This is a genomic window from Kribbella sp. NPDC056345 (genome assembly GCF_042262745.1).
In the GTDB taxonomy this organism is placed as follows: domain Bacteria; phylum Actinomycetota; class Actinomycetes; order Propionibacteriales; family Kribbellaceae; genus Kribbella.
This window is the reverse complement of record NZ_JBHJQQ010000005.1, coordinates 273,206-284,350: the sequence shown is the minus strand read 5'-3', so window position 1 is coordinate 284,350 and position 11,145 is coordinate 273,206. Positions and strand designations below refer to the sequence as shown.

Annotated in this window: 10 protein-coding genes and 1 riboswitch; of the genes, 8 read left to right on the top strand and 2 right to left on the bottom strand. The window is 69.6% G+C overall.

The features are described from left to right. Nucleotides 1–3: 3 nt before the first annotated feature. Complete coding sequence (surE, locus tag ACFCV3_RS20105; protein WP_376031833.1) at nt 4–765, top strand: 5'/3'-nucleotidase SurE; 762 nt, start codon at nt 4–6, stop codon at nt 763–765. Continuing rightward, nucleotides 762–1,637 carry an alpha/beta fold hydrolase gene (locus tag ACFCV3_RS20100; RefSeq protein WP_376031831.1) on the top strand — a complete coding sequence of 292 codons (876 nt, stop codon included), beginning with the start codon at nt 762–764 and terminating at the stop codon, nt 1,635–1,637. The genes surE and ACFCV3_RS20100 overlap by 4 nt, the downstream gene beginning before the upstream one ends. On the opposite strand, the gene ACFCV3_RS20095 is transcribed toward ACFCV3_RS20100, so the two are convergent. Together ACFCV3_RS20095 and ACFCV3_RS20090 are read right to left on the bottom strand one after the other, a co-directional pair. Continuing rightward, on the bottom strand, nt 1,634–2,551 hold the full coding sequence (locus ACFCV3_RS20095) for a DUF559 domain-containing protein (protein ID WP_376031829.1): 918 nt from the start codon (nt 2,549–2,551) through the stop codon (nt 1,634–1,636). The genes ACFCV3_RS20100 and ACFCV3_RS20095 overlap by 4 nt on opposite strands. A gap of 147 nt (nt 2,552–2,698) precedes the next feature. Beyond that, complete coding sequence (locus ACFCV3_RS20090; protein WP_376031827.1) at nt 2,699–3,391, bottom strand: 3-keto-5-aminohexanoate cleavage protein; 693 nt, start codon at nt 3,389–3,391, stop codon at nt 2,699–2,701. Nucleotides 3,392–3,467: 76 nt separating this feature from the next. Further along, nucleotides 3,468–3,545, top strand: a riboswitch (cobalamin riboswitch). A 136-nt stretch (nt 3,546–3,681) separates the two neighbouring features. Between ACFCV3_RS20090 and ACFCV3_RS20085 the strand changes: the two genes are divergently transcribed. The 6 genes from ACFCV3_RS20085 (at nt 3,682) to ACFCV3_RS20060 (ending at nt 11,144) form a co-directional block, all read left to right on the top strand. Continuing rightward, nucleotides 3,682–5,772 (top strand): magnesium chelatase subunit D family protein, encoded by a 2,091-nt coding sequence (locus ACFCV3_RS20085; RefSeq protein WP_376031825.1) that lies wholly within the window; start codon nt 3,682–3,684, stop codon nt 5,770–5,772. Beyond that, on the top strand, nt 5,772–6,386 hold the full coding sequence (cobO, locus tag ACFCV3_RS20080; RefSeq protein ID WP_376031823.1) for a cob(I)yrinic acid a,c-diamide adenosyltransferase: 615 nt from the start codon (nt 5,772–5,774) through the stop codon (nt 6,384–6,386). Before ACFCV3_RS20085 ends, cobO begins: the two co-directional genes overlap by 1 nt. A 16-nt stretch (nt 6,387–6,402) precedes the next feature. Further along, on the top strand, nt 6,403–7,758 hold the full coding sequence (locus ACFCV3_RS20075; protein ID WP_376031821.1) for a cobyrinate a,c-diamide synthase: 1,356 nt from the start codon (nt 6,403–6,405) through the stop codon (nt 7,756–7,758). Further along, nucleotides 7,755–9,302, top strand: coding sequence for a 5,6-dimethylbenzimidazole synthase (bluB, locus tag ACFCV3_RS20070; RefSeq protein WP_376031820.1), 1,548 nt, complete (start codon nt 7,755–7,757; stop codon nt 9,300–9,302). Before ACFCV3_RS20075 ends, bluB begins: the two co-directional genes overlap by 4 nt. Then, nucleotides 9,299–9,910, top strand: coding sequence for a hypothetical protein (locus ACFCV3_RS20065; protein ID WP_376031818.1), 612 nt, complete (start codon nt 9,299–9,301; stop codon nt 9,908–9,910). Before bluB ends, ACFCV3_RS20065 begins: the two co-directional genes overlap by 4 nt. Before the next feature lie 172 nt (nt 9,911–10,082). Continuing rightward, a complete protein-coding gene (locus ACFCV3_RS20060; RefSeq protein WP_376031816.1) occupies nt 10,083–11,144 on the top strand; it encodes an outer membrane lipoprotein carrier protein LolA in 1,062 nt (353 codons plus the stop codon). The last annotated feature ends 1 nt before the right edge of the window (nt 11,145 follow it).

Sequence of the window (11,145 nt, the reverse complement as noted above, 5' to 3'; positions counted from 1 at the left end):
GGTATGGCGCGGATTCTGATCACCAACGACGACGGTTTCCAGGCTCCCGGGATCCGCGCGCTCGCCCCGGCGATCGCGGAGCTCGGGCACGACGTGCTCGTGGTGGCACCGCTCGACGACCAGAGCGGTGTCGGCTCCGCACGGGCCGGCCTGGTCGATCGCCCGATCCGGACGGTGACCGAGGACGAGCACGGGATCGCGTACTGCGGCGTGGCCGGCACTCCGGCCCTCGCGGTGACGCTCGCGACGCTCGGAGCGTTCGGCCCGGCGCCGGATCTGGTGCTGTCGGGAATCAACCGCGGGCACAACATCGGCATCCCGATCTTCCACTCGGGAACGGTGGCCGCGGCCCTGACGGCGGCCGGGCAGGGGATGTCGGCGGTCGCGATCAGCATCGACAGCGAGGACCCGGCGCACTGGCCGACCGCGGCGACGATGGCCGTCGAAGCACTCGGCTGGATCGCCTCCGAACCGGCCGGCACCGTGCTGAGCCTGAACGTGCCCGACCGTCCACTCGACGAACTGTCCGGCGTACGGCATGCGACGCTGGCGCCGATCAAGAACTCGCGCCTGATGAGTACGACGGCGCCGACGGGTGAGCCGATGATCACGCTGGAGCCGGACCGCTCCGACGCACCCCCGAACAGCGACAAGGCGTTGCTGCGGGCGGGGTTCGTCACCGTCACCCCGCTGGTCGGCATCCGCGCGCTCCCCGACGAGGACGCCGCCAACGCACTGGCGAAGCGACTGTCGTCGTACCGATGAAGATCAACGGCACCAACCTGTACGTCGACCAGTACGGCGACCCGGGTTCGCAGCCGTTGCTGTTCATTCATGGTCATGGTGGTGGTTACCACTGGACGCAGTGCCAAGGCTCACGTCTCGGCCGGCAGCTGCACGTGATCGCTCCGGACCAGCGTGGCGTCCTGCGCTCGGACCCGACCGACCTCGAGATCCGGATGGACATCCTGATCGACGACTTCGAGGAACTCCGCCGCCGGCTCGGCATCGAGCAGTGGGCAATCCTCGGTCACTCGGCCGGTGGCAACTACGCCGTCGAGTACGCCATCCGGCATCCCGACTCCGTCACCGCTGTCGTCTTCGACTGCCCCTGCTGGGACTTCGACGCCAACGACCGCTACCGCCTGCCCATCTTCGCCGACCTCTACGACGCCGCAGGCGACCCAGCCACCGCCGCCCGCTGCCGCGAACTCGCAGCCCTCCCACGCCGCATCACCCCCGACGACAAAACCTACGAACTGGCCTTCGACCTCGGCGAAGCCTTCCAGGACCTCTCCTGGTACGACCCGTCCCGCCGCCCCGCCTTCGAGCAACTGGGCCGCGACGCCGGTTTCACCGAAGAGATGTGGTCCCGCGCCTACAGCCACCTCCCAACCCTCGCCGACCTCTACACCTCCAAACTCGACCGCCTCGCCGACATCCCCCAACCCACCCTCCTCATCGAAGGCATCAAAGACCCCGCCACCGACCCCCTCTCAGTCCACACCTACCGCACCACCGGCCGCCCAGCCATCACCTTCCCCCACTCCGGCCACTTCCCCCACTACGAGGAGCCGGACCACTACGCCGAGGTCGTGCTGGAGTTCTTGTCGGTAACGACACGTAGAGGTCGCTAAGCCGCCCGATGCGCAGCCACACCCAGGCGTGAACCGGGCTGATCGGGTGCACCACTACGTGTTCTTAGCGACACAGCCGCCCGCACGGTGTCGACCACCCAGGTGGGATCCCAGAGGATCTGCTGGTAGGTGAACCTGAGCACCAGCCAGCCGGCGGCAACCAGATCGTCGTACCGCCGGCAGTCCGCGGCGAATGCATCCGGCCGGCCGTGGAATTCGTACCCCTCGACTTCGAGCGCCAGCCTGAGCTGCCGGCTCCCGAGATCCACCCGGCCGATGAAACCCATCGCGTTGTGCACGACGACCTGCGGCTCGAACTCCGTGAACCCGGCCGAGATCAGGAGGCCCCGGAACACCGACTCCAGAAAGCTCTCCGCGAGCGGTGTGGCGGCCGCCGCGACCTGCAGGGCGAGCGGACGGCCGAAGCCGCGCATCCCGGTCGCTGCAGTTTCGAGCTCGGCCGGACTCAGCCGCCTGGTGCGGAGAGCCGCGTCGGCCACGGCGAGCGCCTCGCCGAGCGGCAGGATCCGGGCACAGTCGATCACGGTTCGGAGCAGGGTCGTGGTCCGCGCGAGTCGCTCGTCGCCCGTCACCGGTCCCCAATGCAGCACCGCCGGCCGACCGCGCCGAGCGCGACGGTCGACCGGGACGGTGACATGTGGCAGCTCGGGGTGAGTGAGCAGCGGCAGACCCCACAGGTGAGCGGCGCTCACGTGGGACGCGACACCGTCGTAGGCGAGCGCGGCGAGCCGGTGCGGCCCGAGGGAAGGCAACGCGTAGTGCCCACGGGCGACTCGCTCCAGCTCTCCGCCCTGGACGGCGGCTCGCAACTTCCGCTCGGTGGTGAGCTGGAGGAGCTGCGCAGCATGGGCCGAACCGCCCAGCCGGGCCACGATGTCGGCGAGGGAATCCATCCCACGAGCGTGCCGGATCTCGCCGAATCGCGGCTGGAGTTATCCACAGGCGTCGGTAAGGACACGTAGAGGTACCGAACTCCGCGGTGGGACACGCTCGGCCGAGCGGCCACCGGTGCCCTCGGAGGCACTACTACGTGTCCTTGGCTACAGGAACCTGAGCAGATCCGCGGTCGAGTCGGCGCGTTCTCCGGTGGGGGTGGTGAGGGTGTCTTCCAGGCCTAGGCGGAGGTTGTGGCCTTGGGCTTGGGCCCAGTGGAGAGTTGGCCAGGTCCAGTGGGATTCGCCGTGCACCAGGAGCGGGATGTCGGTGGTGGGGAGGGCGGCGAGGATGGATTGGGCGGCGGTGGGGCCGTCGGTGCCGGGGGAGATGCCGGGGATTGCTTCGATCAGGATGCGGTGGGTGGGGCCGGACCAGGTGAGGTAGGTGGCGGCGGCTTCGGGGGTGAAGAGGCCGGCTTCGACGGCGATTCCGCGGGCCAGGAGGAGGTCGGCGATCTGGGCGGCGCCGGGTTCGTGGAAGTTGACGCTGGCGAAGTCGGGGCCGGGGTGCCACTCGGCGATCAGGCGGAGGCGTTCGGTGAGGTCGGGGACGATCGGTTCGCGGGTCGAGACGCCGAGCGGGATGCCGGGGCAGGCGGCCCGGACTGCTTCGACGGCGGCGCGGATGTCGGGCCAGTGCAGGCTTTCCCGTTCGTCGGCGCCGCGGGGGTGCAGGTGCAGGGCGTCGGCCCCGGCTTGTACGGCGGCCGCGGCGGCGTCGGCGAGTTCGGCCGGGGTGATGGGGACACCGGGGTGGTCGGCGCGGGTGCGGTCGCCGTTCAGGCAGGCCTTGATCATGCGGCCAGGGTAGGTGTGAACCTGGTCGCTGAGCGGTGGGGCGGGGTGTGCCATGATCGAGCGGACAGGTGTGGAGGAACACCGGTGACCGGGTCTGGGCCCGGAAGTCCGGGGCGGTCCCGCCACTGTGACCGGGAGACCGGAAGCCAGGACATCCACACCCTGTCCGCCGCGGTCCCCGTGGCGTACCAGTTGCCGAAGCGGGCGCGGACACCCGCTGACGAAGGGATTCCCCGCTGATGCGGCCTGCGCCACCCTCGACCGGCTTTCCGTTCACTGCGGTGGTCGGGATGGAAGACCTTCAGCTTGCGCTGATCCTCGCGACGATCTCACCGGCGATCGGCGGTGTGCTGATCCGCGGTGAGAAGGGGACGGCGAAGTCGACCGCCGTCCGCGCGCTGACCGAGATCCTGCCACCGGTGGACGTCGTACCGGGGTGCCGGTTCTCCTGTGATCCCGCAGCTCCGGCGTCGGACTGTCCGGACGGGCCGCACGTGGCGCCGGAGGCGGTGAGCCGGGCGGCCCGGTTGGTCGAGCTGCCGGTGGGCGCGACCGAGGACCGGGTGCTGGGGTCGCTGCATCTGGAGAAGGCGCTGGCCGAGGGAATCACGGCGTACGAGCCGGGACTGCTGGCGGCTGCGCACCGCGGACTGCTGTACGTCGACGAGGTCAACCTCCTGCACGACCACCTGGTGGACGTGCTGCTGGACGCGGCGGCGATGGGACGGGCGACGGTCGAACGCGACGGGGTGTCGGTCACGCACCCGGCGCGGTTCGTGCTCGTCGGCACGATGAACCCGGAGGAAGGAGAGCTGCGGCCGCAACTGCTCGACCGGTTCGGGCTCACTGTCGACGTGGTCGCCAGCCGGGATCCCGCCGTACGCGTCGAGGTGATGCGCGCGCGGCTGTCGTACGAGGCCGATCCGGCCGCGTTCGTCATCCGGTACGACGGCCCGCAACGCGAGCTCGCGGAGCGGATCGTGAAGGCGCGTGATCTGCTGAGCGAAGTCATCCTGACCGACTCGGCGTTGCGGCAGATCGCCGAGATCTGCGCGTCGTTCGACGTGGACGGTATGCGCGCCGACCTGGTCACCGCCCGCACCGCAGTCGCCCACGCAGCGTGGTCCGGGCGGACCGTGGTCGAGGTCGAGGACGTCCGCGCCGCCGCCAAACTCGCGCTCCCACACCGCCGCCGCCGAAACCCCTTCGACGCCCCAGGCATGGACGAAGACCAACTCGAGCAGGCGATCCAAGACAGTACGCCGCCTCCGCCGGATCCCGAAGACGACCCCGACGGCGGCCCGGACAACGGTGGCCCGGGTGGCGGTGCCGACCCGTCGAACTCGGGCGACGGCGCAGACCCCGCAGACCCACGCGACGGTGCTGACCCGGCAGACTCGGGCGACGGCTCAACCGCCGACCGGTCAGACGGGTCGGACGCGCCCAGCGACCCCACAGGGCCGGACCTTCCGCGGAACTCCACCGACCCGGAACCGGCCGACGCCGACACGAACCGCCCCGGCCGACCGACCCCAGTTGGCGAGGTCGTCGGAAGCTCCGAGCCGTACAAGGCGCGCCTGCTGAGCGTGCAGGCGGCGGGTGCCGGCGTGGCCGGTCGCCGGTCGCGAGCGATCACCGAGGTAGGACGAGTGGTGGGCGATCGCGCACGCGTGGGACGCGAGTCGGGCCGACCGCACCTGCTCGCCACGATCCGAGCCGCAGCACCACACCAGCACGCCCGTGGCCGACGCAGTTTCGGAGCGGAGGCCCGCGGGCTGGTGGTTCGGGGTGGTGACGTGCGGCTTTCTGTGCGGGAGGGGCGGGAGGGGAATCTTGTTCTGTTCTGTGTGGATGCTTCTGGGTCGATGGGGACGAAGCGGCGGATGGGTGAGGTGAAGACGGCGATCGTTTCGCTGTTGCTTGATGCTTATCAGCGGCGCGACACCGTCGGGCTTGTCACGTTTGCTGGTGCGGAGGCGACTGTTGCGTTGCCGCCGACCGGGAGTGTGGAGACCGCCGTACGGCGGCTTGAGTCGCTTCCGACGGGTGGGCGGACGCCGCTGGCCGAGGGGTTGATGCAGGCGGCGGAGGTACTGCGGATCGCGGCGATCCGGGATCCGCGGCGGCGGCCGTTGCTGGTGCTTGTCACCGATGGCCGGGCGACGCATGGGGAGAAGGCGTTCGCCCGGGCCAAGCAGGCGGCCGGATGGCTTGCGCAGCGGGGGATCGCGACCGTGGTGGTCGACTGTGAGCCGCGCCGCGGGGTCCGGCTCGGGCTCGCCGGTGAGCTCGCCACCGACCTGGGGGCGGAGTACCTGGACCTCGGTGATGTTGCCGCTGGCAACCTTGTTCGTGCGGTCACCGAACGGAAGGCGGCCTGATGCCGAAGGGACAGCCGGAGGTCGTGCCACAGGACGGCCTGACCACGCGGCAGCGACGCAACCGGCCGCTGCTGATGGTGCACACCGGTGAGATGAAGGGGAAGTCGACCGCCGCCTTCGGGATGGCGCTGCGCGGCTGGAACCAGGGCTGGAACATCGGCGTCTTCCAGTTCGTCAAGAGTGCGAAGTGGAAGGTCGGCGAGGAGGGTGCCTTCAAGGCGCTCGGCCAGTTGCACGAGGCAACCGGTCAGGGTGGGCCGGTCGAGTGGCACAAGATGGGTGAGGGCTGGAGCTGGTCGCGCAAGGCCGGTACCGAGGAGGACCACGCCGCCGACGCCGTCGAGGGCTGGCGCGAGATCCAGCGCCGGATCGCCGCCGAGACCCACGATCTCTACGTGCTGGACGAATTCACCTACCCGATGAAGTGGGGCTGGGTCGATGTCGACGAGGTCGTCGAGACCCTGGTCAACCGCCCCGGCCATCAGTACGTCGTCATCACCGGCCGCAACGCCGACCAGCGCCTGATCGACGCGGCGGACCTGGTCACCGAGATGACCAAGGTCAAACACCCGATGGACGCCGGGCAAAAGGGCCAGAAGGGCATCGAGTGGTAGCCGCAGGGAGCGGAGCGTGGTGATCCCGCGGGTTGTCGTGGCGGCGCCTTCCTCCGGAGCGGGCAAGACCACCGTCGCGGTCGGGCTGATGGCCGCTCTGCGGCGGGCCGGACATGTCGTCGGTGGGTTCAAGGTCGGGCCCGACTACATCGACCCCGGATTCCACGCGGTGGCCACTGGCCGGCCGGGCCGCAATCTCGATCCGATGCTCTCCGGTGAAGAGCGAGTGGCGCCGCTGTTCGCGCACGGTGCACAGGGTGCCGACATCGCAGTGATCGAAGGCGTGATGGGCCTGTACGACGGCGCGCTCGGAACCGAAGGGTTCTCGTCGACCGCGCACGTGGCGAAGTTGCTGCAGGCACCGGTCGTGCTCGTGGTCGACGCCTCGGCCGCGGGGCGCAGTGTCGGTGCGGTCGTCCAGGGTTTCGTTGCCTTCGACACCGAAGTCCGCATCGTCGGCGTGATCCTGAACAAGGTCGGTTCCGACCGGCATGAGGCCGAAGTCCGGGCCGGAGTCGCACCGACCGGCGTACCGGTGCTGGGCGTGTTGCGGCGGGACACCCGACTGACGGTGCCCAGTCGGCACCTGGGTTTGGTACCGGCCGATGAGCAGCGCGAGCAGGCGGAGAAGGCGGTCGAGGCCGCGGCTGAGCTGGTCCGCGCCGGGGTCGACCTGGAGGCGTTCGTCGCGGCGGCCCGGGCGGCCTCCGCGTTGGAGACGTCGACCTGGGATCCGGCGGCGGAGGTGACGCCGGCGGAGGAAGGCCGGCCGGTTGTCGCGGTGGCTGGTGGGCCGGTGTTCTCGTTCCACTACACCGAAACGACGGAGCTGCTGACCGCGGCCGGGGCCGAGGTGGTCCGGTTCGATCCGCTGCACGATCCGTTGCCAGAGGCCACCGCTGCGCTGTATCTCGGTGGTGGGTTCCCCGAGCTGCATGCGGAGGCGCTGTCGGCCAACGAGAAGTTGCGTCAGCAGGTGGCGACCGAGATCGCGGCCGGACTGCCGGTGATCGCGGAGTGTGCCGGCCTGCTGTATCTCTGCCGCGAACTCGACGGTCACCCGATGACCGGCGTACTCCCGGCGACCGCCCGCATGACCGGCAGCCTGACGCTCGGCTACCGGACTGCGATCGCGGCGACGACGACCGCGTTCTTCGACGAGGGGCGGCGGGTTCGTGGGCACGAATTCCACCGGACTGCGGTTGAGCTCGACGGTGAGGTCGATCCGGCCTGGTACCTGCCGAGCGGGGTCGAGGGAATCGCCCGGCCGCGCGTGCACGCGTCGTACCTGCATCTGCATTGGACGGCCAGCCCGGATGTGCCCGCGCGGTTGGTGGCGGCGGCTCGGGTGCACGCTGGGTTGGAGAAATGAACCTGGTCGTCGGCGTCGGGCTGCGCGCCGGTACGTCGTACCGCGAACTCCGAATGCTGGTTGACGAAGCCGTGGCCGAGGCCGGCGGCAAGGTACGCATCCTGATCACGGCCGAGGGCCGCGAGACCGAGCCGGGTGTCCAGAGGCTGGCCGCCCACCTCGGTGCCGAGCTGCAAACGGTCGCCCCGGCTGAACTGCGTCGGCAGAACGTGCCGAGCCCGAGCGAGCAGGTCGAACGCCTCGCCGGTACGCCGAGTGTCGCGGAAGCCGCAGTTCTGAGCACTGGTGCCGAGTTGGTGGTCACCAAGCGGACGTCGGCGCAAGCCACTGCTGCGGTCGGGCGGCTCTCCTCAGCTCCCGGGTATGCGCCGGGGGAGCGGCATGTGGTGCATCGGGTGCTTGCTGAGCGGCGGGATGTCCGGCGTGGGTTCGTGGACCTGCCGATTCCGGATGACGTGCTGACCCGGGTGCTGGAGTCTGCGCACCGGGCGCCGAGTGTCGGACTCAGTCAGCCGTGGGACTTCCTGCTGATCCGCGAGATCGCGACGCGGCGGAAGATCCACGATCTGGCGGCTGCGCAGCGGGATGCGTTCGCGGCGTCGTTGCCGGCGGAGCGGCGCAAGCAGTTCGACGGGTTGAAGATCGAGGCGATTCTCGACACTCCCCTGAACATCGCAGTCACGTGTGACGCCGGACGGGGTGGACGGCACGTCCTCGGCCGGCATGCGGATCCGCGCACCACGTGGTTCTCGGTGGCAATCGCCATCCAGAACCTGTGGCTGGCCGCACGGGCCGAGGGACTCGGCGTCGGCTGGGTCTCCTTCTTCGAACCGGGCGAGGTCGCCGCAGTACTCGACCTGCCCGCACACATCGAGCTGGTCGGCTACCTCTGCATCGGGTACGTCGACGAGTTCGCTCCAGCACCCGAACTCGTGAGATCGGGCTGGGCATCCCGCCGCCCGCTGGCGTGGGCTGTGCACCAGGAGTCATGGGGGAAGCGAGGCCTCCCAGGCGCCGCCCCGGCCTCGATCGCCGAGGACGCTGAGCGCGCCGCTGCGCGAGCCGGGGAAGCTGTTGGCGAGCGAGGAAGCGTTTCGCAGCGTGGTGTCGCGTCGGGTGGATCGGTGGAGGGTGGAGTGGCGCCGGGAGAGTCCTCCCCGGGGCATCCGACGCGGGGGATGGGCGCAGGAGAGCCTGCAGCGGGTGGTGCTGCTCCGCGGGTGCAGGTGGTTCGGGTGGTGGTTGGTGGAGAGCCGGGCGACTACCTCGGGCGGGCGGACACGATCGTCGTGCAGCTGGGGGCGAAGCCGGCGGCTGACTTCGGGGTTTTGTGGCGGCCGGTGCGGGATCCGGTGGAAGGGGTCGAGACCGGGGTGGAGATCGTGCGGGACCTGGCGATGCAGGGAGCCGGGGAGATCGTCGTACAGGTGGTTGACGGTGACGCGGTGGCGGTTGCGGTGGGGCGGGGGTTGCGGGTCGGGGCGGGGGCTTGTGGGGTTCGATTGCGGGATGAACCGGGGGAGCTGCCAGACTCCTCCGCATGACTGTGCCACCCAGTGGGGGATCCATGTACGTGCCCGCCTTCTCGATGAAGCAGCGGATCACGCTGATGGCCAACAAGTACGAGCTGATCACGACCAACCCGGACGGGTCCGACGGGCAGCTGCTGGCGTTCGCCCAGCAGAAGCGGATGGCGTTCAAGGAAGAAGTCACGTTCTACACCGACGACACCAAGTCGCAGGTGGTGTTCTCGTTCAAGGCGCGGAAGCGGATCGACCTCGGTTCGGGGTACGACGTGTTCGACGCGAGCGGCCAGCAGATCGGCTGGTTCAAGAAGGAGTTCGGCAAGAGCCTGCTGCGGTCGAGCTGGCAGCTGACCGGGGCCGGGTTCGAGGCGTCCGGGACCGAGCGGAGCGCCGGGATCGCGATCCTGCGCCGGGTCTGGGACGTCGTCCCGATCGTCGGTGACATCCCGCTGCCGTTCATCTTCCACTTCGACTTCACCGACAACGCGAGCCAGCAGCCGATCCTGTCGGTCGAGCGGAAGATGTCGATCCGGGACCGGTACCGCGTCTCGGTGCAGGACCAGCGGGTCGACTTCCGGGTCGCCGCCGCGATGACGGTCGCCCTGGACGCGCTGCAGAGCCGCTGATCCACTGCAATCGGGCCCGTCGTACGACCCAGGTCGTACGGCGGGCTCACTCTTTCGGGGGAACTGACCCCGAAGACCCTTGGCTGGGCTTGCTGCCGGTGCGAGTCTTGAGGACATGGGTGCAGCGCAGCGCAGTCGACGGTGGTTGGTTCCGGTTTCAGCGGTGGCTTTGGTGGCCGGAGTGGGGACGCTCGGGCCGGTGGTCGCCGACGCCTCGCCAAAGTTGCCGGACATCTCCGCACAGGAGTTGCTGGCCAAGGTGCAGACCGCGAAGGTCGACGGGCTGAGTGGCACGGTGCACTCGTCCGCGGACCTCGGGCTGCCGGCGCTACCTGGTGTGACCGGTGGTAGCGACTCCGCGAGCGGCACGGTGACCGAGATGCTGAGCGGTGAGCACACAGCTCGCGTCGCGTTCGCCGCGCCGGACAAGGCGCGGGTCTCGGTGCTCGACAACATGGCCGAGCGGGTCTGGACGACGGACGGCAAGTCCGCCTGGGCCTACGACTCGGGCAAGCGTGAGGCCGTCAAGCTGCAGATCCCCGCGCACAAGTCGAGCGGTAAGCCGGAGAAGGCGCCGCAGTCGTACAACCCGCAGGACGTGGCCAAGCAGTTCCTGGACGCGATCGACCCGACCACGAAGGTCGACGTCAGCGGCACCGAGAAGGTCGCCGGTCGGGACGCCTACAAGCTGCGGCTGACTCCGAAGACCGACAAGACGACGGTCGGTTCGGTGACCCTGGCCGTGGACTCCAGGACCTGGGTCCCGCTGCAGGTGAGCGTGCTGCCGAGGACCGGCAAGGACGCGGCGGTCGAGATCGGCTTCACCCAGGTCTCCTTCGCCGTACCGTCTGCGAGCACGTTCGCGTTCACCCCGCCGAAGGGTGTCGAGGTGACGCAGCCGAAGGTGCCGACGACCCGCCCGGACGTCCCGAAGGGCATCCCGGGCAAGCCGGAAGCCAAGCCGGAGAAGAAGCCCGGTACGGCGAATGAGCCGACCGTGCTCGGTGAAGGCTGGAGCTCCGTAGTGATGGTCCGCGGCGCCAAGCTGACCGGCAACGGCGGTCCGGTCGACCAGTTCCTCGCAGGTGCGCAGACGGTCGAAGGTTCGTGGGGCAAGGGCAAGATCGTGACCAGCAAGATGGTCAACGCGTTGATCACCGATGACGGCAGAGTCTTCGCCGGCCTGGTCACGCCGCAGACCCTGCAGGACGCCGCAGCCAAGGCCCCTCGCTGAC

What these genes read in the sequence shown, in the direction of transcription:
- cobO (WP_376031823.1), top strand. Translation starts at nt 5,772, where the DNA reads ATGCCGAAGGGACAGCCGGAGGTCGTGCCACAGGACGGCCTGACCACG.
- ACFCV3_RS20085 (WP_376031825.1), top strand. Translation starts at nt 3,682, where the DNA reads ATGGAAGACCTTCAGCTTGCGCTGATCCTCGCGACGATCTCACCGGCG.
- bluB (WP_376031820.1), top strand. Translation starts at nt 7,755, where the DNA reads ATGAACCTGGTCGTCGGCGTCGGGCTGCGCGCCGGTACGTCGTACCGC.
- ACFCV3_RS20100 (WP_376031831.1), top strand. Translation starts at nt 762, where the DNA reads ATGAAGATCAACGGCACCAACCTGTACGTCGACCAGTACGGCGACCCG.
- ACFCV3_RS20090 (WP_376031827.1), bottom strand. Translation starts at nt 3,391, where the DNA reads ATGATCAAGGCCTGCCTGAACGGCGACCGCACCCGCGCCGACCACCCC.
- ACFCV3_RS20095 (WP_376031829.1), bottom strand. Translation starts at nt 2,551, where the DNA reads ATGGATTCCCTCGCCGACATCGTGGCCCGGCTGGGCGGTTCGGCCCAT.
- surE (WP_376031833.1), top strand. Translation starts at nt 4, where the DNA reads ATGGCGCGGATTCTGATCACCAACGACGACGGTTTCCAGGCTCCCGGG.
- ACFCV3_RS20065 (WP_376031818.1), top strand. Translation starts at nt 9,299, where the DNA reads ATGACTGTGCCACCCAGTGGGGGATCCATGTACGTGCCCGCCTTCTCG.